Below are 19218 nucleotides of genomic sequence, written 5' to 3'. Positions count from 1 at the left end.
AGGGTTGCCTCTAGCCCGGCTTTAGAAGGGTTTTTCATCGACAACTCCTAGGTCGAACCCAGCCTGACTCAGCTTACCGATTGGAGACACCAGCCCTATGCCACAACTCATGATCGAAGACCTGATGGAAGAAATCGTCCGCAGGGGCGGTTCTGACATCCACATCTCAGCCGGTTTGCCCCCCTATTTCCGCATCAATGGCGAACTCCAGCCAACCGAGCACGAGCCCCTCACCCCTGAGGAGGTGCAGCGGCTCATTTTCAGCATGTTGAACAACACCCAGCGCAAACACCTGGAGCAGAACTGGGAGTTGGACTGCTCCTACGGCGTGCGCGGGATCGGGCGCTTCCGCGTCAACGTCTACCGGGATCGCGGCACCTACGCCTGCGCCATGCGGGCGCTGGCCTCTGAGATCCCCAACATCGACAAGCTGGGCCTGCCGGATGTGTGTAAGGAGATGGCCCGTCTGCCTCGGGGCCTGGTGTTGGTGACCGGCCCGACGGGATCCGGCAAGTCCACCACTTTGGCCGCTATCATCGACTTCATCAACCGCGAGCGGGCCGAGCACATCCTCACCATCGAGGATCCCATCGAGTACATCTACACTCCCATCCGCAGCATCATCCACCAGCGGCAGTTGGGCGAAGACACCAAGAGCTTTGCCAATGCCCTGCGGGCGGCGATGCGGGAAGATCCGGATGTGATCCTGATCGGGGAGATGCGGGATCTGGAAACCATCCAGTTGGCCATCACCGCCGCCGAGACCGGCCACCTCTGCTTTGCCACGGTCCACACCAGCTCTGCCGCCCAGACGGTGGATCGCCTGGTGGACGTGTTCCCGCCGGAGCAGCAGCAGCAGATCCGCGTGCAGCTCTCCAACTCCCTCAAGGCCGTCTTCTCGCAAACTTTGGCCCGCCGCCTCAACCCCAAGCCGGGAGAGCCCGGGCGGGTGCTGGTGCAAGAGATCATGGTGGTGACGCCGGCCATTGCCAACCTGATTCGGGAGGGCAAGACCGCCCAGATCTACTCGGCCATCCAGACGGGCGGCAAGCAGGGCATGAAGACCCTGGAGCAGGATCTGGCCAACCTCTACCTGCAGGGCAAGATCGACTTCGAGACGGCCATGTCCAAGACCTCTCGTCCTGAGGAGTTGCAGCGGCTTTTGGGCAACGTTGCCGGGCCCTCGCCAGCCGCGGCAGCTCAACACCAGCGTCCAGCGGGGGTTGCCGTCCGTCGTTGAGCCGCAGCGCCGCGTCCCGGGGTGAGGTCTTCTTGCCGATCTCTGGCCGCCGCCTCAATTTGTGGCTAAGCTCTAGCTGAGAAAGTTAGTTGCCCAAAGTTCGGGGGCTGGATCCCACAACTCGAACCCTCTCATCATGAGTTTGAATCGGGGGTAAGCTATGCCGCGCTACAAGGTTCGGGGGTTAAAGGCCGGTCAGCCGGTACGCCTGACGGTGGTGGCCAACAACTTGACCGAGGCGCGTGCACGGCTGCGCCGAGAGGGCGTTTTTGCCAAGCCAGAGGACATTCAGGAAGAAAAGCCCTTTTTCTCGCTGGAGACCTCTTTTGATTTCTCGATGCTGGGATCCATCGACATTCGCGACAAGGCGGTGTTCTCCCGGCAATTTGCTGCTCTCATCAACGCCGGCGTGTCGATGGTGCGCTCTCTCACCATCATGGAGGAGCAGACTGGCAACCGCAAGCTCAAAAAATACCTGAGGGCCATCCGTGCAGAGGTGGAGGCAGGGAAAAACCTCTCCGACTCCATCCGCCCCTATCCAGATGCTTTCGACAGCCTCTACTGCAGCATGGTGCAGGCAGGGGAAGTGGGCGGCGTGCTCGATGAGGTGCTCAACCGCCTGGCCAAGCTGCTGGAGGACATGGATCGCCTGCAGAAGCAGATCAAGTCAGCCATGACCTACCCGGTGGTGGTGACGATCTTGGCTGTCTTGATTTTCTTGGGCATGGTGCTGTTCATCTTGCCCACGTTTGAGAGCATCTACAACGACTTGGGTGGGGAGCTGCCCGGCTTTACCCAGTTTTTCATCAACATCAGCAAGTTCCTGCGCACGCCCCAGTACAGCTTGGGCCTGGTGGGCTTTCTGGTGGCGGTCTTCTTTGCCTTCCGCCGCTTTTATCGCACCCCCGCCGGCAAGGAGACCATCGACGCGCTGGCCCTCAAGCTGCCCATTTTCGGGGATCTGATCCAGAAGTCGGCGGTGGCCCGTTTTTGCCGCACCTTTGGGGCCTTGACCCGCTCTGGGGTGCCGGTGCTGACTTCGTTGGAAATTGTGCGCGACACTTCCGGCAACCAGGTGGTGGCCAACGCCATCGACGCCGCCCGCCAATCCATCTCAGAGGGAGGGCAGATTGCCCCTGCCCTAGCTAAGGCAAAGGTGTTTCCCCTGATGGCCATTCAGATGATCAGCGTGGGCGAAGAGACGGGGGAGCTGGATGCCATGCTGATGAAGACGGCGGATTTCTACGAGCTGGAGGTGGAGGAGGCGGTGCGCGCCCTCACCAGCCTGCTGGAGCCGCTGATGATCGTGATCTTGGGGGGGATGGTGGGCTGCATCATCGTGGCCATGTACCTGCCGATGTTCAACGTGTTCGAGCTGGTGAAGTAGCGACCCCGTCCCCAGGGCAACCAGGACACATAGGGAGGAGGAAGGGATCCCATGCTGCGGCGCTGGTTGGTGGCCCTGGGGGTGTTCTTGGCCGTGGGGCTGGCGGTTTTGCTGTCGGAGCCGCCGACGGGATCCCTGACGGGGCGGGTGGAGCTGCCGGCAGGGGTGGCGCCGGGGAACGTCCAGGTGATTGCCGCCGGCCCGGTGAGCCGCAGCGTCAGCCCGTCTGCGGAGGGCGAGTATCGCTTGGATCAATTGCCCGTTGGGGAATACCGGGTGACGGTGCGGGGATCCGGCCTGGAAACCGTCTTCAGCGAGAGGCCTGTGCAGGTGCGGGAAGGGTCAGTAGCTTCTGCTCCTCTCCTGCGCCCGCAGCTTCTGCCCCCCAGCCTCTACCTCTACAGCACCAGCCAGGTGTTCACGACCGCCGAGCCGGCGCGGCTGGAGTGGAGGGCCAGTGGCTTGAGGGCGGTGCAGTTTGCCGTTTACCGCTTTTCCCTGGCCGATCTGGAGGGATCCCCTCGCTTGCGGAATTTGGCCCTCGGCTACGGATCCCTGGATCCGGATTTGTATTCCACCCTGCGAGGAGAGCTGCTGCGCCGTTGGCAGCAGCCGCTGGGGGGAGAAGAGGTGACCCGCACCTTGGATCTGGGGATCCTGCCGCCGGGGGCCTACTGGCTGGAGGCGGAAGGACAGGAGCCGCTGAACCCGAGTGCACCTTTGCCCCGTTCTGAGGAGTGGCTTTTGGTAAGCGACCTGGGCCTAATCCAGAAACAGGATGCCAGCCAGTTGGTGGTGCAGGCGGTGCATTTGCAGGAATTGCGTCCTCTGCCGGGGATCCAGATCCAAGTTTTTGGGGAGTGGGGGGATCCCTTGACGGCCACCACCGACGAGGAGGGGCTGGCCCAGTTTAGCTTGCCGGCGGGGGAGAGATCCTCGTTGGTGGTCTATGGCCGCAGCGCCGACAACACGTTGCAGGTTTTGTCCCGCAGCTACACCTACGGCTGGAACCAGCCGTACCGCATCTACGCCTACCCAGACCGCCCCCTCTACCGCCCCGGCCAGACGGTCTATTTTCGCGCCCTGGTGCGGGAGCAAGGCCGCCTCACCCCGCCCCCGGCAGGCCAGCCGCTGCAAGTAACCCTCGCCGCTCCCAACGGCGATGTGCTGGAGGAGCAGACCCTGGCCACCAACGCTTTCGGCAGCGTCCACGGGCAGTTTCAATTGCCGGAAGAAACCCCCCTGGGCAGCTACAGCCTAGAGTGGCAGTTCCAGGGATCCAGCCGCGAGTCCACCGACTTTGGGGTGGCAGCCTACCGCAAACCGGAGTTTGAGGTGACGGTGGTGCCCGACCGGCCTTGGCTGGTGCGGGGGGGATCCCTGAAGGTGCAGGTGGAGGCCGAGTATCTTTTCGGCGCGCCGGTGGCCCAGGCCCAGTTGCGCTATCGGGTTTACAGCAGCCCCGACTGGAGCCTGCGCTACGGGCTGTTGCCCCGTTCTGCCGAGGAAGACTATTTCGCCGACGACCTGGGAGAGGAGCAGGGCTACTATGGCGGCTACGGCCAGTTGGTGGCGGAAGGAGAAGGGGTGACGGATGCTCAGGGACGGGCCGAGTTGCGCCTGGAGCGCCTGTTGGCGGATCTGGACTGGGAGGAAGACAGCTACTGGGGCCCGCAGGAGGTGCAGCAGTTGCGCATTGAGGTGGAGGTGACCGATATCAGCCGCCGCAGCGTGACCGGGGCGGCGCGGGCCTGGGTGACAGCCGGCGAATTGGCCCTCTTTGCCGCAGCCGATCGCCACCTGCCCGCGCCGGGGGACGTCGTCACCTACCGGCTGCAAGCCCGCGACTACGATGGCCGCCCCGTCAGCACCGCCGGGGAGCTGAGCCTGGAGCGCTGGCGCTGGGATCCCAAGAGCAGCGCCTACCGACGGCAAGCCACCCTGGTGCGGCAACCTTTTCAAGTCGTCAACGGCGAGGGCAGCCTAGTTCTGCGCCTGCCCGCCGACCTGCAGCCGGGAGGCTACCGGGTGCGGCTGACGGCCCAGGATCCCCGCCGCCGTCGCGTGCAGGAGGTCGCCTCTCTCTGGGTGGTGGAGCCGGGCAGCCCCCTGCAAAGCTGGGGATCCCTGCCCAGCCTGGAGGTGGTGGCGGATCGCCAGATCTACGAAGTGGGGGAAGAGGCCCAGATCCTGATCGCCTCGCCGCTGCCGGATCTGCCGGTGCTGGTGGGCCTGGAGGGATCCCGGCTGCACCAGGTACAACTGCTGCGCCTGCAGGGGCATACGGCCACCCTGCGCCTGCCCATCCGGGAGGAGTATCGCCCCAACCTCTACGTCACCGCCACTGTCGTTGGCCCAGAGCGGCGGCTGTACCAGAACGAGGCGCTGCTGCGGGTCTCGCCGCTGGATCGCTTTTTGCAGGTGGAGCTGCAGACGGATAAGCCCACCTACCAGCCGGGGGAGACGGCCCGAATTCAAATCCGCACCCGCAATGCCCAAGGGCAGCCGGTCAGCGCCGAGGTGGGGCTGGGGATCGTGGACAATGCCCTCTACCTGCTCCGGCCCGACTTTACCCCCGATATCCGCCGCTTCTTCTACGGGCGCCAGGACAACCAAGTCACCACCACCACCTCTTTCCCGCAACAATATCCCGGCGGCGCCGACAAGCTGGCCGGCCAGGTGCGGGAAGACTTTCGCGATACCGCCGCCTGGTTCCCGGATCTGGTTACCGACGCCGATGGCCTGGCCCAGGTAGAGGTGCGCTGGCCGGATAACCTGACCACCTGGCGCTTGACTGCCCGCGCCGCCACCGCCGACACCCAGGTGGGATCCGCTCTTGCCACAGTCTCGGTTAGCAAAGACCTGTTGGTGCGCTTGGCAGCTCCCCGCTTTTTCCGGGTGGGGGATCAACTCACCTTGGCCGCTGTTGTGCAAAATCGCACCACAAAAGCCCAGGCGGTGGAGGTGGGGCTGGAAGTGCCCGCCAACTTGGCGTTGCAAGGCCCGGATCGACAACGCCTTACCGTGCCGGCCCAGAGAGCGGAGCGGGTGGAATGGCCCCTGCGGGTGCTGGGGGCCGGCGAGACCCCCCTGCGGGTTTGGGCACAAGGGGAGGGGCTGCAGGATGCGCTGCAACTGCGGATCCCCAGTCAGCCCTTAGGGGCAGTGCACCGCTTCTTCCAAACGGGGCGGCTGCAGGAGGATGGCCTTGAGCTGCCTTTGGATTGGCCGGCCACCTGGGTGCCGGGATCCCGACACCTGCATCTGGAACTGGCCGCCAGCCCCGCAGCGGAGCTGTTGGGGCCCTTGGACTACCTGGTGCAGTTCCCCTACGGTTGCACCGAGCAGACTTTGAGCCGCTTTTTGCCCGCCTTGGCGGTGGCCCAGGCCGGCGAGCAGTTGGGCCTCAGCTTGCGCTTGCCCACCCTGGAGCGGCTGCCGCGGGTGGTTCGGGCCGGCCTGCAGCGGCTGGAGGAATCCCAGAACTACGACGGCGGCTGGGGCTGGTGGGCCTACGACACCAGCAACCCCTACCTGACCGCCTACATCCTGCAGGGCTATCATCTCGCCCAGGCCGCCGGCTACGCCCTCAAGGAGTGGCGGGTGCGGCGGGCTTTGGAGTATCTGGCTGGGCAGCCGTTCCAACGCCTCTCCCCCGATCTGCGGGCCTTTGTGGCCTACAGCCTGGCCCTCTGGGATCCGGCGCTGGTGACTGCCGAGCTGCCGCCGCCGCCGCAGCTTTCCACCTTTGGCCTGGCCTACCGCGGCCTGGCCGCCCTGCAACGGGGCCAGCGGGATCTCGCCCAGGCGGCTCTGGAGGAAGGTCTGCAACGGCGACAAAGGGATCCCCAGGGCCGCTGGTTTATTCCTGCCGCCTCCGCTCCGCCAGCCGGGGAACGCCCCACCTACGACGACCTGGAGGTGGCCGGGCCCCTCCTGCAACTGGCCGTGCGCCTCCAGGATGGCCGCGCCGGGGAGATCGCCACCGCCCTTCTCCAGCAACGGCAGGACAACCGCTGGCGCACCACCAAAGCCACCGCCGACGCCCTCCTGGGCCTAGTGGCCCACTACCAAGCCCAGCAACAGCAACAGCCTGGCCCCCGCCAGGTGCGGGTGCAAGATGGGGTAAGCGGGGCGCAACTGGCCCAGTGGCAGGCCGGTCCTCAGGATCCTCGCCAGGTGCTGGACTGGGACGACGCCGAAGTGAGTAACCTGCGCCGCCTGCGCCTGGAAAAATCCGGCCCCGGCCCCCTCTACTACAGCCTGCGGGGAGAGGCCTTTCTGCCGGAGCTGCCGCCCCCCGACAGCCAGGGCTTCACGGTGAGCCGCCGCTACTTCCGCCTACAGCCCCAGCCCCAAGCCAATGGCGAGATCCGCTACCGGGAACAGCTCCTGCGCCCCGGCGAGGCGGTGCGGGCGGGCGAGGTGCTCCTGGCCCGGCTGACGGTGGAAGCTGAGCGGGATAGCCACTACGTGGTGATCGAGGATCCCTTGCCCAGCGGCGCCGAGATCACCTCCCGGGATCCGCGAGGGCTTGCCGCCGACTACTGGTGGGACTGGTTTTGGGCCCATCAAGAGAACCGGGACGACCGGGTGGCCTTCTTCAGCACCGAGCTCAAGCGGGGCCGCCACGAGTTCGTCTACCTCTTCCGTCCCGAGATCCCTGGCCAATTCCAGGTGGCCCCTGCCCTTGTCGAGGAGATGTACGATCCCAGCCGCTATGGCCGCAGCGCTGGCCAGGCGCTCAAAGTCCCGCCCTGAGCTTGAAGCTGCCCAGGGATCCTCCCTAGAGGCCCCAACGATGAGATAGTAGAGGGGCGAGCAGAGTTGGGCAGCCTATGATCCTGCGCACCGTGGCCACCATCCCTTTTCCCGACCAAAAGCCGGGCACCTCCGGCCTGCGCAAGCCGGTGCAGGTGTTCCAGCAGCCCCACTACCTGGAGAACTTCATCCAATCCACCTTTGACGTCCTCGAGGGATCCGCCGGCCAAACCCTGGTGGTGGGCGGAGACGGCCGCTACTACAACCGGGAAGCCATCCAGATCCTGCTCAAGATGGCAGCAGCCAACGGCATCGGGCGAGTACTGCTGGGCCGGGGTGGGATCCTCTCCACGCCAGCGGTTTCCTGCTTAATTCGCAAATACGGGGCCTACGGCGGCATCATCCTCTCCGCCAGCCACAACCCCGGCGGCCCCCAGGGAGACTTCGGTATCAAGTACAACATCGGCAACGGCGGCCCTGCCCCGGAGAAGGTGACCGAGGCCATCTACGCCCGCACCCAGCAGATCCGGGAGTACCGCATCCTGCAAGCCCCGGATGTGGACCTGGATCGCCTGGGGGAGCAGCGGCTGGGATCCCTGACGGTTTCCGTCATCGACCCGGTGGCCGACTATCTAGGCCTAATGCAGCGCCTGTTTGATTTCGACGCCATCCGCGACTACCTGGCCTCCGGGGTTCGCATCGCTTTCGACGCCATGCACGCCGTCACCGGCCCCTATGCCCACGCCATCCTGGAGGGAGCTCTAGGGGCGCCCCAGGGCAGCGTCCTCAACGGCCAGCCGCTGCCGGATTTTGGCGGCCTCCACCCGGATCCCAACCTGGTGCATGCCCGCGCCCTGGTGGAGCTGCTGTTTCGAGAAGATGGGCCGGATTTCGGCGCCGCCTCCGACGGGGATGGGGATCGCAACATGATCCTGGGCCGCCGCTTCTACGTGACCCCCAGCGACAGCCTGGCGGTGTTGGCTGCCAACGCCCACGGGGTGCCCGGCTACCGGGAGGGGCTGGCGGGGATCGCCCGCTCCATGCCCACCAGCCAGGCAGCAGACCGGGTGGCGGCCAAGCTGGGGATCCCTTGCTACGAGACGCCTACCGGCTGGAAGTTTTTTGGCAACCTCCTGGATGCCGGCAAAGTTACCCTCTGCGGCGAGGAGAGCTTCGGCACCGGCTCCCACCACATCCGGGAAAAAGACGGCCTCTGGGCTGTCCTCTTTTGGCTCAACATCCTCGCCGTGCGGCGCCAGTCGGTGCGGCAGATTGTGGAAGACCACTGGCGCACCTACGGGCGCAACTTCTACTCCCGCCACGACTACGAGGGGCTACCGGTGGAGGTGGCCGAGGAGCTGATGGAGCACTTGCGGCGCTCCGTGGCAAGCTGGGTGGGGCAGCGCTTTGGCTCCCAAACAGTAGCCTATGCCGATGACTTCAGCTACACCGATCCCGTGGACGGCAGCACCAGCCGCAACCAGGGGATCCGCATCGGCTTTGAGGACGGCTCCCGCATCGTCTACCGCCTTTCCGGCACCGGCACCCACGGGGCCACCCTGCGGGTGTACTTGGAGCGGTTTGAGCCGGATCCCAGCCGGCACGGCCTGGATCCCCAGGTGGCCCTGGCCGAGCTGATCCAACTGGCGGATCACTTCGCCCAGATCCGCGCCCGCACCGGTCGGCAGCAGCCGGATGTGATCACCTGAGAGTTCTGCCGAGAAGCTAGATCTCTCTGGGGGGAGGGATTAGGGGCAATGGCCGGCAGAGAAAGACGCTCGAGAGTGGCGGTAGGATGAGGAGGTGGGGACCCTTCCACAACGCCTCCACATCTTTTTTCTGTCTGTGTTCACTGCTCCTCCTGCGAGTTTGGCAGCCGATCCCATTGCCCCTTTTGCTCCCCAAACCTGGAGCTGGCGGGGTCACGCCATTCGCTACGTCGTCCAGGGATCTGGCTCCCCACTGATTTTGGTGCATGGCTTTGGGGCCTCCATTGGCCACTGGCGGCACAACATCCCTGTGCTAGCGGCGGCGGGATACCGGGTCTATGCTTTGGATTTGCTGGGGTTTGGCGGCTCGGCCAAGCCGGCCCTTGCCTACAGTCTGGAGCTGTGGGCCGAGCTGCTGGCGGATTTTTGGCGGCAGCATGTGCGGCAGCCGGCGGTGTTCATCGGCAACTCTATCGGCGCCTTGCTCAGCTTGCTCATGGCTGCCCGCTATCCCCAGCTTGTTGCTGGAGCCGTGCTGCTCAACTGTGCCGGCGGTCTCAACCACCGCTCCCACGAGCTCAGCCCGCTGGCCCGCCTTTTCATGGCCACCTTCACTGCTCTGGTGGCCTCGCCGGTCACGGGGCCCCTTCTGTTTGATTGGGTGCGGCAGCGGCAGCGGATCCGCGCCACTCTGAAACAGGTGTACTGCAACCCTGCCGCCATCACTGACGAGCTGGTGGAGATCCTCTACGCCCCTTCCTGTGAGCCGGGAGCGCAGCAGGTGTTTGCCGCTGTTCTCACGGCTCCCCCTGGCCCTACGCCGGAAGCGTTGCTGCCCCAGGTGCGCTGTCCGCTGCTGGTGATTTGGGGGGAACGGGATCCCTGGACGCCTATTCAGCGGGGTCGCGGCTTTCAAAACCATGTGCAGGGGATCGACTACCAATTTTTCCCTCTTCCCGATACGGGCCATTGCCCCCACGACGAGCGCCCAGAGATTGTCAACCCCTTGATTTTGAGCTGGCTACCCAAAGCCTTTGCCACGGCTTAGCCTTTCTTGGAGGCTTGGGTAGTTCTTTTGCCCAGGCCCAGCCACTTGCGCACCCTGTCTATCCAGCTCTGAAGGGGCGAAGGCTGGGGCCGAACTGCCACCTGAATCGGCTCGTCTTGAAACTCTTTGTCCTTAAGGCGAAAGCCAAACTCCAGCTCGTCTTTGACTTTGCTAAGACGGGGAAAGAGGCGGACGGCTGCTTTTTTGAGCTCTTCCTCGTTTTGGAAGATGGCCTGGTGGATGGCGCTGGAGCGACTGACCGCCAGGGATCCCACGGGCAGCCAGGGGTTGGGTTTGCCGGGCTCAGCTTGGCGGCGCCGGGCAAAAATGGCGAACTCCGGCATCCCCTTGGCTTTCAGCTCGTCGTAGCGTTTGGCGGCTTCCTTGCGCTTGGCCGTGTTGGCCTTGGCCGGTTTCTTCTCTGGCTTGGATTGGCTGAAACCCTTGGGCTGACTCATACTCCAGTAGGGCAACGGTGGATCCCCATAGCTTAGCGCAGAACGACTCCCGCCCGCGGGAAGATGCCATGCATGGCATGCTATACTTACAAAGCCTTGGATTTGGATTGCTCCTCGGGATGTAGCGCAGCTTGGTAGCGCACTTCGTTCGGGACGAAGGGGTCGCAGGTTCGAATCCTGTCATCCCGATAGATTCAGGAAAATGCGGGGCAACGGCCATCCTTCGAGCCTAAGGCCCTCTTCCCCTTGGGCAGCAGAGGGGCAAAAGCGCAGCCTGCGGCACTCAGATCACTGGTGGGGTTGTAGGTGACGCAGCCAGGCGTTGACGTTAACGCGGAGCCGCTGCCCAAGCTGGAAGAGGCGGCGCAAGGTTTCGCCAGGGATCTCCTGGCCTTCTTCTCGAAGGTGGGTTGGGCCGCTCGCGCTCCCTTCAGCCAGATGCAGTTGAAGTTCTCTCTGCCGTTCCAGACCCAGCAGGTAGAGCTCCTGGAGGCGATCCAGGTTGATGGGCAGGCGCAGATCGTCAGCTAGTTTTAGCCACTCCTCCAGGTTGTGGAGCTGTTCGCCAAAGCTCTCCGGCTCAAAATCGTGGGCAAGGTGCCACATCCCCCGCTGCAAGAGCCGATCCAAAACCCGGGCCGCCTCCTCCCGCCGCAACTGACACCCCAACTGCTCCGCCTCGCGGGCGATTGCCCGCAACTCCAGCAGGTGATCCTGCTTGCCCCCTTCCACTTCCATCGCCCGCAAGCTGCTCAACAGGCGCTGGTTGAGAGTGATCTGCGCGGCAGCCAACAGCTCTTCCGGGATCGGCAGGCCATCGGCCCGAAAAGCCATCAAAACCCCGTAATTTTCCAGGTAGGTTTGGCGATAGAGCTGGGCCAAGCGCTCCAACGTGTCCTGGGTAAGCCAGCGCAGCATCTGCTGCCGGTCTTCCTCAATCAGGGCGTTGAGGTCAAAGGTTTCCGGGCCAAACAGCTCTTGCAGGGTTAGGACGAGCTGGATGCGGCTGCGGGATCCAGATAGCAGGGTGGCTTTCAACTGCTCGTAGCTGCGCCGCCCTGTAAACGGCTTAACCCCACACTGAAAGTCCCAGCCGCCCAGGTGGAGTAGAGCGTAGATGAGGTCGTGCTCTTCGCCGGTGTTGGGAAAGGCGAGCTTCACCCGCCCGACGAGCAGTGTGGATCCCCCTATAGCCAGGCGCTCCTGATCCACCGGCTCCAGCATATATCCGGGGGCTCGGGGCATGCCGTTGCACAGGGAAAGCAGGGCGTGCTGGGCCACCAGCCGCTGTGGGCTGATCAAAGCGGGGCGCACCAAAGCCCAGTAAACCCCCTTGCCATCTCTGTATAGGTCGAGGTTACTGGGAGCCTTGCTCAAGCGGCCCAGAAACTCTTCTTCCAGATCCACATCCGCCACTGCTGCCGCCAGCTCGATGGCCCGCGCCGCGTAGCGCAGGATCTGCACTCCCTCAGGACGCGAGAGCTCCTCGAAGAACCAGCCGCAACTGGTAAACATCAACTGGCCGTAGCGCTGCATCTCCAGTAGGCGCAGCACCTGCACTCGGTCTTCGGCAGTGAGGCGGTGGCTCTGGTGCTCCTGCAAAAACGCCTCGCAGCGCTCCCGATCCAAGATCACCTCGATGTAGCGATCCCGGGCCAGCCAGGGATCCCGCAGGTAGGCCTTAGCCTCCGTCTCGTAGATCTCGGCCAACTGATCCCGCAGCCAGTTGAGGGCCTCCCGCAGCGGTTGCCGCCAGCGCTGGTGCCAGCCTGGAACCGCCCCACAGCCGCAGTCGCGCGACCACCGTCCTACCCCGTGGGCGCAGCTCCAGGCGGTGACCGGCTTCAGTTGCACCTCCCAGGTGGGGGGATGGTGGCTGAGGAAGTGGCCGTAGTTGCCCACCTGCCACCCCCGCCGGGGAAACTCTTCGCAAAAGGCGTAGGCCAGCGTGCGCTCCACGCTGCGCTTGTGGTGGCCAAAGGTCTCGCCATCGGTAGCACAGTTGATCAGATAGGGTTCCCCTTTTCTGTCAGGGCGGATGGCCAGCCGGATCCGCTCCGCCAGCGACTGGGTGCTGTAGACGATATCGCCAAAGCCAAGATCCCGGGAGATAGGGCCATCAAAAAAGAAAATGTCCAGGTAGCCGCTGCGATCCGGGGTAAAGCAGCGGTAGGGCCGGCTGGGATCGATCTGACCCTGGCTGACATCGATCCATTCCGTTTGACCCAAAGGGCGAATGCGCTGCGCCTGGCTGGGTGCCAAGATGACAAAGCGGATCCCGCAGTCGACTAAGGCTTTAACCGTTGCCGCATCGATGGCGGTTTCCGCCAGCCACATGCCCTCGGGAAAGCGGCCAAAGCGATGCTGGAAATCGGCAATCCCCCAGCGGATCTGGGTGTACTTGTCCCGCTCGTTGGCCAAGGGCAGGATGACGTGGTTGTAGACCTGGGCGATGGCATTGCCATGCCCCTCCAGCCGCTCGGCGCTGAGGCGGTCGGCAGTCAAGATGCGTTGGTACACTTCAACATCGTGCTCCTCCAACCAGGAGAGGAGAGTGGGGCCAAAGTTAAAACTCAAGAATTCGTAGTTATTGACAATGCGCACCACCCGCCCCTGCTCGTCCAGGATGCGGGCAAAGGCGTTGGGACGATAACACTCCGCCAGAATGCGCTCGTTCCAGTCGTGGAAGGGGGCAGCGCTGGGCTGGCGCTCAATGCGGTTTAGCCAGGGATCCTCCCGCGGCGGCTGGTAGAAATGACCGTGCAGCACCACGTAGGGAGCGGTGGTTGTAGCTCGCGGAGGCGGAGAGCTAGCATCAGCTAAAAAGGGAGCCGGATCCCCTTGCCCTGATTCGGCCGCCGGCATAGAGGCGTTTTTGGAGCCACTCGGCAGCATGAGACCCTACTCCTTGCCCGCCCTCGGAGCTTCAGTTCTGGGGAGACGGGCTGCTAGTTAACCTAAGTTCATATCCATACGTTACAGCGATCCCCGATCTGCGACTGTCAACGTAAAGGACTTGGACAAAAATTTGATGGCGAATAACTATTGCTTAGCAATCTTCTTGCGTTCCCCCAGCGAAGACTCTTGAGCAAGCCCGAAGATGACCCGATCTCACTGCCACTCGGAGTAACAAGCTATACAAAAAGCCTCACTGATGTCTCCAAGGCTCCCTCCTGGTGGCCGGCCATTGGCAGTTGTTCATGGATTTTGAGGACAGCTTCCAGGCTACAGGTGGCTGCGAAGCTTGTAGCTTTCCAGGGTGTTGGCCAGCAGCATCGTCACCGTCATCGGCCCCACGCCGCCTGGTACAGGCGTGATGGCAGCGGCCCGCTCTTTGACCGCTTCGTAGTCCACATCTCCCACCAACTGCTCAGATCCGTCAGGGTCTTGGATACGGTTAATGCCTACATCGACAACCACGGCGCCCGGCTTCACCATGTCTGCCGTGAGCAAGCGAGGACGCCCTACAGCCATGACCACAATGTCGGCACTGCGGGTTACTTCGGCCAGGTTGGGTGTACGGGAGTGGGCCACGGTAACCGTTGCGTCGGCGGCCAACAACATCAGGCTCAGGGGCTTGCCCACCAGGAGGCTGCGGCCGACCACCACCGCTTTTCGTCCGGCAATGGGGATCCCTTCCGCTTGCAACAGGCGCATCACACCTAGAGGCGTACAACTGCGCAGGCCGGGCTCGCCGCGCACTAGCCGGCCCAGGTTGAGGGGGTGGAGACCGTCCACGTCTTTGGCGGGGTCGATGGCCAGAAGGGGCGGGATGGGATCCCAGCCGGGGGGCAGAGGCAGTTGCACGAGGATGCCGTCGACGCGCTCGTCCTGGTTGAGTTGGGCGATGGCGTCGAGCAGATGGGCGGGGGAGTCTTGGGCGGAAAAATGGCGGCCAAAGGAGGCAATGCCCACTCGCTCACAGGCCCGCTCTTTGCCGCGCACATAGGCAGCACTGGCGGGATCCTCCCCCACCCGCAGCACTGCCAATCCCGGCGGACGCCCCACCCGCGGCAGCCAAGCTTGCACCTGAGCGGCCATCTCGGCTTGCAGCCGGCCAGCCAAGGCTTTGCCATCCAGGATCTTGGCAGACATGGGGGCCCCAGAAGACATCTTGACAACTTGACGATTGTTACGGGTCGAGCATTGTCCGTCAAGCCTCGGCGCAGCAAAGAGGCGACGGCAGAGCGGGATCCCTAGAATGCTTGCCAGTCTTCGTCGTCTTGGTTCAATTCCTCGATGAGGATCTCCACCTGCTGCCGCTTTTCCTCCAAAAACTCGGCGCAGCGCTTCAGGGTCTGGGCGGCCTGTTGGAAGCGCTCCACCACCTCCGCCAGATCCAGCTCTCCCGATTCGATCTGGGCAATCAGACTTTCCACTTCGGCGATGGCTGCTTCGTAGCGCCAGGGATCCTCACGTTTGCGGCGGCTCATGGCTCTCCTCCACTCGGGCCCAGAGGCTGCCCGAGGCCAGTTGTATCCTCAGCCGGGTCTGGGGCGGCAGGCGGTGGCTGCGGACCAGGGATCCCCGCTCGTCGCGCACCAGGGCATAGCCCCGCCTGAGAACGGCGGCAGGATCGAGGGCTTGCAGGTGCTGCTGGAGAGCTTGGTGGCGCTGTTGCTGCTGCTGGAGACGGTGGCGCACGGCCTGGACCAGGCGCTGCTGCTGTTGGGCTAGGCGCTCCTGGGCCTGCTGCAGCAGCCGCTCCGGATGCACCTGGGCTAGGCGGCGCTGGGCGTGGTGCCAACGCTGTTCAGCTTTTTCCAGAGCATGCAGGGTGCGCTCGACAAGCTGCTGGCGCAACTGGAATGCCTGGCGCTGCAGTTCCCGCAGATCGGGCACAACTCGCTCGGCGGCCGCTGTGGGGGTGTGCGCCGCATAGTCAGCAGCGTAGTCAGCTAAGGTCTCATCCCGCTGGTGGCCGATCCCGGTCACCACCGGAATGGAGCACTCGGCAATGGCCCGCACCACCCGCTCGTCGTTAAAGCAGGCCAAGTCCTCGCCGGATCCGCCCCCCCGGGCCACGATCAGCACTTCCGCCCGCCCGTCCCGCTCCACCCGGCGAATGGCCCGCACAATCGACTCCGGGGCCGCCTCCCCCTGCACCTGGGCTGGCGCAAACAGCACCCGCAGCCCGGGGTAGCGCTGGTTGAGGGTGCGGCGGATATCGCCCCAGCCAGCGGCGTCGGGAGAGCTGACGACGGCAATACACTGAGGGTGGGTGGGCAGGGGCCGCTGGTTGTCGAACAGGCCTTCGGCGGCAAGGCGGGCCTTAAGCTGCTGAAACCGCCACGCCAACAGCCCCTCGCCCGCCGGCAGCAGTTGCCAGATAACCAGGCGGTAGTAGCTGCCGCCGCTGTAGATGCCAAGTTGACCCAGGGCCAGCACCCGTTGCCCCACTTCTGGCCAGAAGCTGAGCCGGGCAGTCTGACTTTGCCACACAACCCCCTTGAGGAGGTCGCCGCTTTCCGGATCCACCAGGGTCAGGAACAGGTGGCCGTTGCGGCTGCGCTGGCAACTGGAGACTTCTCCCACCACCCACAGCCTGGCCAGGTAGGGATCCCCGGCCAGCAGCGATTTCAAGTAGCCGGACACTCCCCCCACCGAGAGCAGGGGGACTTCCTCGGCAAGAAAGGATTCTGTCCCGCAGTCGAGGCCATCAAAGGCCAGAGCCATTGCTTGCGGATCCAGATCGCGCATACGGGCTCCCCCATGGAAATGCTCGGGATCCCATCTAGAATAGGCGACGACAGGGCGAGAGAGGAGGCGAGCTGCGGTGACCTTCGCCCAGTGGCTGGGGCTGGCAGCATTGCTGGGTTTGCTGGTTCTGCTCTGGCAGATCCGGCAGATCCTGCTGTTGGTGTTTGCGGCCATCGTCTTGGCAGTAGCTTTGGATACCTTAGCCCAGATCCCGCAGCGCTACGGCTTTCGCCGCGGCCCCTCGCTCCTCATCACCGGTTTGACGGTTCTGGTGGGGGCGATTCTGGTGGGGCTGATCGTGGTGCCTCCCTTGGCGGATCAGTTGCGGCGGCTGTTTACCGATGGGGTGCCCGCCGGGATCGTGCAGGCGCAGCGGCTGTTCGAGAGCCTCATCCTCTCGTTGCCGACGGATATCGAGCTGCCGACGCTGCGGGAGTTGGCCAATAGCTTGGTGCCCCAGGCCACCGAGTTGGTGCGCCAGGTGCGCGACTTTTTCTCCGAGTCCTTCACCGCCTTTTTCGCCACCCTGCTCAATCTGTTGTTTGTGATCATCCTCACCATCCTGTTGTTGGTGGATCCCCAGGCTTATAGCCGCGCCTTTGTCTCGGTTTTCCCGGCCTTCTACCGCCCCCGCGTCCGCTACATCCTCAAGCGCTGCGAGCTGGCGCTGCGAGGGTGGCTGGTGGGGATCCTGTTCACCAGCAGCTTGGTGATGCTGCTAAGCGGCATTGGCCTCTGGATTTTAGGTGTGCCCCTGAGCCTGGCCAACGCGGTGCTGGCGGGACTGTTTAATTTCATCCCCAACATCGGCCCCACCCTGAGCGTGGTTGCCCCCATGCTGGTGGCCCTCACCGATGCCCCCTGGAAATCGCTGGCGGTGCTGGGGCTCTACATCCTTATCCAGCAGCTCGAAAGCAGCGTCTTCACCCCCATCGTCATGTCGCGGCAGGTGTCGCTTTTGCCCGCCCTAACTTTGGTGGCCCAAGTTACCTCGGCCTTTTTCTTCGGCGTGCTGGGCTTGTTTTTGGCTGTGCCGCTGGCGGCCATCCTGCAGGTGTGGATCCAGGAGGTGCTGATTCGGGATGTGTTGGATCCCTGGCAGGGATCCCGGGCCCGCCCCTTGCCCCTGGCCAAGGGAGATGGGATCCCGGCTTCCCAGGAGAAGCGGAAGCCTCTGCAGCCGGAGAACGAGAACGCCATCCTGCTGCCGTGAGGGTAGAGAAGTTACGGGAGCCGCGGGAAACGTAATCCTCCTTCACATTTCTTCCACAACTGCAGAGGCGCTTCTATAGTGAGGATCCCGTCTCCATCCGTCCAAGGATCGGAACCGCCATGTCCCACTTCACCACCTTGCAAGTGCAAATCAAGGATGCCGACCTGCTGGAAGAGACCCTGAAGGAATTGGGCTACACCGTGGAGCGGAACGCCAGCCTGCGCGGCTACCTCTGGAACCGCACCCGCGCCGATCTGGTGATCCGGCAAAAGAACGGCTTCGACATCGGCTTTCGCCGCAACGGGGATCACTATGAGCTTGTGGTGGATCTGTGGGGGGCGGGCATCGATCCCCAGACCTTTCTGGAGCCGATTTTGCAGCGCTACGCCCACAAGAGCTTGCTGCGCTCTGCCCGGCAACAGGGCTTCGCCATCGAGGCGGAGGAGCATCTAGAGGATGGCACCATCCGCGTAGTGGTGGGGCGCTGGGTGTAGCCGGGCCCATTGGCATCCGCTCATGCTCAGCAACTCCCGACCCTTGGTGGGCACAGGTGAGGGATCCCGGCCCCGCCCTTGGGATCTGGTGTTGGGAGGACGAGCCGCAGCCGGCGGTGCCCCGGCCCACGCCTTAGTTTTGGGGGGGCTTGAGGGGGCGCGGCGACGGCTCACCCAGGGCGACGAGGCGGTGCGTCTGGCCACCTTGCCCCAGCTGCTGCAGTACGGGCCGGCAGGCCTGGCCGAACTGATCGAAGCACTTGCTGGCAACACCTCCTGGGCGGTGCGCCTAGAGGCCTGGCGGCTGCTCTCCCAGCTCGAGCAGCCGGAGGCAGAGGAAGCCTGTCGAACCTACAGCCCCTTTCGCCCGGTGGGGGGTGCCCAGGGGGTCATCGTGGCCTATCGGCGCGGGGAGCGGAACTTTGCCTACGCCGACTTGGAGGGAGTGGATCTGCAAGAGGCGCGGCTGGGGGGTGCCAACTTCTACGAAGCTAATTTGAGAAAGGCCAACCTGGGTCTTTGCAACTTCAACGGCGCCCACCTGCACCAGGCAGATCTGCGCCAAGCTAACTTGCAAGGGGCCAAGCTCAGTGGCGCCGTCCTCCAGGGGGCGGATCTGCGGGGAGCCGATCTGAGGGGGGCGAAAGTCAGCGGCACCAGCCTGCGGGGATCCCGGCTTTCGGAAGAGACCCGCCTGGAGGAGCGGCTGCGCCACATCTGGCAGTTGCAAAACTGGGGGGGACAAGGGCAAGATTTCTCCGGCCAAGACCTGAGCAAGGCCGACTTGAGAGGGCTGGGGCTGCGCCAGATCCGGCTGCGGGGGGCCAACCTCAAGCGCGTGGATCTGCGCGGATCCAACCTGGAGGGAGCAGACCTGCGGGGGGCCAACCTGCAGCGAGCGGATCTGCGGGGGGCCAACTTGCAAAATGCCGACCTCGAGGGGGCCGATCTCGGCGGCGCCGAGCTGCGCCAGGCCCAGTTGCAGGGGGCCAACCTGCGCCGGGCTGACCTCAGCCGCGCCAACCTGACTCAGGCCAACCTGGAAGGCGCCCAGATCGAGGGCCTCAAACACAGCGGATCCCAGATTGCCGGCCTCATCTTCCCCGACGGCACCCCCCTCAAGCCCTGGTGGTGGTAGGCTGACCACCGCTGCCAAATCCAAAGGAATCCCAAGATCCCCAAGCCCCCGCCCCAACCTGGAGCAGCAT

At 64.2% G+C, this 19218-nt stretch carries 13 protein-coding genes and 1 tRNA gene; 9 read left to right on the top strand and 5 right to left on the bottom strand.

Annotation, left to right across the window (positions count from 1 at the left end):
* Positions 1–97: 97 nt before the first annotated feature.
* The 5 genes from SYN63AY4M2_RS11635 to SYN63AY4M2_RS11615 all read left to right on the top strand — a co-directional run bounded on the left by SYN63AY4M2_RS11635 (position 98) and on the right by SYN63AY4M2_RS11615 (position 10145).
* The gene (locus tag SYN63AY4M2_RS11635) at positions 98–1240 is read left to right on the top strand and encodes a type IV pilus twitching motility protein PilT (RefSeq protein WP_099834829.1); all 1143 of its coding nucleotides are present in this window, start codon (positions 98–100) and stop codon (positions 1238–1240) included.
* A gap of 160 nt (positions 1241–1400) precedes the next feature.
* Positions 1401–2627, top strand: a complete 1227-nt coding sequence (locus SYN63AY4M2_RS11630; RefSeq protein ID WP_099887395.1) for a type II secretion system F family protein — start codon at positions 1401–1403, stop codon at positions 2625–2627.
* A gap of 51 nt (positions 2628–2678) precedes the next feature.
* Positions 2679–7388, top strand: coding sequence for an MG2 domain-containing protein (locus SYN63AY4M2_RS11625; protein WP_099887394.1), 4710 nt, complete (start codon positions 2679–2681; stop codon positions 7386–7388).
* Between the two features lie 77 nt (positions 7389–7465).
* Positions 7466–9097: an alpha-D-glucose phosphate-specific phosphoglucomutase gene (locus SYN63AY4M2_RS11620; protein ID WP_099887393.1), complete on the top strand. Its 1632-nt coding sequence runs from the start codon at positions 7466–7468 to the stop codon at positions 9095–9097.
* Between the two features lie 160 nt (positions 9098–9257).
* Positions 9258–10145, top strand: coding sequence for an alpha/beta fold hydrolase (locus SYN63AY4M2_RS11615; RefSeq protein ID WP_168173373.1), 888 nt, complete (start codon positions 9258–9260; stop codon positions 10143–10145).
* Here the strand turns inward: SYN63AY4M2_RS11615 and SYN63AY4M2_RS11610 are convergent.
* Positions 10142–10603 (bottom strand): HHL1-like protein, encoded by a 462-nt coding sequence (locus SYN63AY4M2_RS11610; protein ID WP_011430790.1) that lies wholly within the window; start codon positions 10601–10603, stop codon positions 10142–10144. The two genes, SYN63AY4M2_RS11615 and SYN63AY4M2_RS11610, sit on opposite strands and share 4 nt — an antisense overlap.
* 115 nt (positions 10604–10718) lie before the next feature.
* Here SYN63AY4M2_RS11610 and SYN63AY4M2_RS11605 point away from each other — a divergent pair.
* Positions 10719–10792: transfer RNA gene (locus SYN63AY4M2_RS11605), tRNA-Pro, on the top strand.
* Positions 10793–10891: 99 nt separating this feature from the next.
* Here the strand turns inward: SYN63AY4M2_RS11605 and SYN63AY4M2_RS11600 are convergent.
* From SYN63AY4M2_RS11600 to xseA, 4 genes are all read right to left on the bottom strand, one after another.
* Positions 10892–13468: a DUF3536 domain-containing protein gene (locus SYN63AY4M2_RS11600; protein WP_240530538.1), complete on the bottom strand. Its 2577-nt coding sequence runs from the start codon at positions 13466–13468 to the stop codon at positions 10892–10894.
* Between the two features lie 360 nt (positions 13469–13828).
* On the bottom strand, positions 13829–14698 hold the full coding sequence (gene folD / locus SYN63AY4M2_RS11595; RefSeq protein ID WP_011430792.1) for a bifunctional methylenetetrahydrofolate dehydrogenase/methenyltetrahydrofolate cyclohydrolase FolD: 870 nt from the start codon (positions 14696–14698) through the stop codon (positions 13829–13831).
* A 101-nt stretch (positions 14699–14799) separates the two neighbouring features.
* Positions 14800–15036, bottom strand: coding sequence for an exodeoxyribonuclease VII small subunit (gene xseB, locus SYN63AY4M2_RS11590; protein ID WP_011430793.1), 237 nt, complete (start codon positions 15034–15036; stop codon positions 14800–14802).
* Positions 15017–16303, bottom strand: a complete 1287-nt coding sequence (gene xseA, locus SYN63AY4M2_RS11585; protein ID WP_346426057.1) for an exodeoxyribonuclease VII large subunit — start codon at positions 16301–16303, stop codon at positions 15017–15019. Before xseA ends, xseB begins: the two co-directional genes overlap by 20 nt.
* Positions 16304–16379: 76 nt before the next feature.
* On the opposite strand from xseA, the gene SYN63AY4M2_RS11580 reads away from it, so the two are divergent.
* The 3 genes from SYN63AY4M2_RS11580 to SYN63AY4M2_RS11570 all read left to right on the top strand — a co-directional run bounded on the left by SYN63AY4M2_RS11580 (position 16380) and on the right by SYN63AY4M2_RS11570 (position 19148).
* Positions 16380–17516: an AI-2E family transporter gene (locus SYN63AY4M2_RS11580; protein ID WP_099887391.1), complete on the top strand. Its 1137-nt coding sequence runs from the start codon at positions 16380–16382 to the stop codon at positions 17514–17516.
* A gap of 119 nt (positions 17517–17635) precedes the next feature.
* Positions 17636–18010, top strand: a complete 375-nt coding sequence (locus SYN63AY4M2_RS11575) for a DUF1257 domain-containing protein (protein ID WP_011430797.1) — start codon at positions 17636–17638, stop codon at positions 18008–18010.
* A 22-nt stretch (positions 18011–18032) separates the two neighbouring features.
* The gene (locus tag SYN63AY4M2_RS11570) at positions 18033–19148 is read left to right on the top strand and encodes a pentapeptide repeat-containing protein (protein WP_011430798.1); all 1116 of its coding nucleotides are present in this window, start codon (positions 18033–18035) and stop codon (positions 19146–19148) included.
* Positions 19149–19218 lie beyond the last annotated feature (70 nt).

The sequence above is a fragment of the Synechococcus sp. 63AY4M2 genome, from assembly GCF_002760475.1.
GTDB lineage: Bacteria > Cyanobacteriota > Cyanobacteriia > Thermostichales > Thermostichaceae > Thermostichus.
Note: the sequence above shows the minus strand (reverse complement) of the source record. Positions and strands in the feature narration are given on the sequence as shown.

What these genes read in the sequence shown, in the direction of transcription:
- SYN63AY4M2_RS11625 (WP_099887394.1), top strand. Translation starts at nt 2,679, where the DNA reads ATGCTGCGGCGCTGGTTGGTGGCCCTGGGGGTGTTCTTGGCCGTGGGG.
- SYN63AY4M2_RS11570 (WP_011430798.1), top strand. Translation starts at nt 18,033, where the DNA reads ATGCTCAGCAACTCCCGACCCTTGGTGGGCACAGGTGAGGGATCCCGG.
- folD (WP_011430792.1), bottom strand. Translation starts at nt 14,698, where the DNA reads ATGTCTGCCAAGATCCTGGATGGCAAAGCCTTGGCTGGCCGGCTGCAA.
- SYN63AY4M2_RS11610 (WP_011430790.1), bottom strand. Translation starts at nt 10,603, where the DNA reads ATGAGTCAGCCCAAGGGTTTCAGCCAATCCAAGCCAGAGAAGAAACCG.
- SYN63AY4M2_RS11620 (WP_099887393.1), top strand. Translation starts at nt 7,466, where the DNA reads ATGATCCTGCGCACCGTGGCCACCATCCCTTTTCCCGACCAAAAGCCG.
- xseA (WP_346426057.1), bottom strand. Translation starts at nt 16,303, where the DNA reads ATGCGCGATCTGGATCCGCAAGCAATGGCTCTGGCCTTTGATGGCCTC.
- xseB (WP_011430793.1), bottom strand. Translation starts at nt 15,036, where the DNA reads ATGAGCCGCCGCAAACGTGAGGATCCCTGGCGCTACGAAGCAGCCATC.
- SYN63AY4M2_RS11600 (WP_240530538.1), bottom strand. Translation starts at nt 13,468, where the DNA reads ATGCCGGCGGCCGAATCAGGGCAAGGGGATCCGGCTCCCTTTTTAGCT.
- SYN63AY4M2_RS11575 (WP_011430797.1), top strand. Translation starts at nt 17,636, where the DNA reads ATGTCCCACTTCACCACCTTGCAAGTGCAAATCAAGGATGCCGACCTG.
- SYN63AY4M2_RS11635 (WP_099834829.1), top strand. Translation starts at nt 98, where the DNA reads ATGCCACAACTCATGATCGAAGACCTGATGGAAGAAATCGTCCGCAGG.
- SYN63AY4M2_RS11630 (WP_099887395.1), top strand. Translation starts at nt 1,401, where the DNA reads ATGCCGCGCTACAAGGTTCGGGGGTTAAAGGCCGGTCAGCCGGTACGC.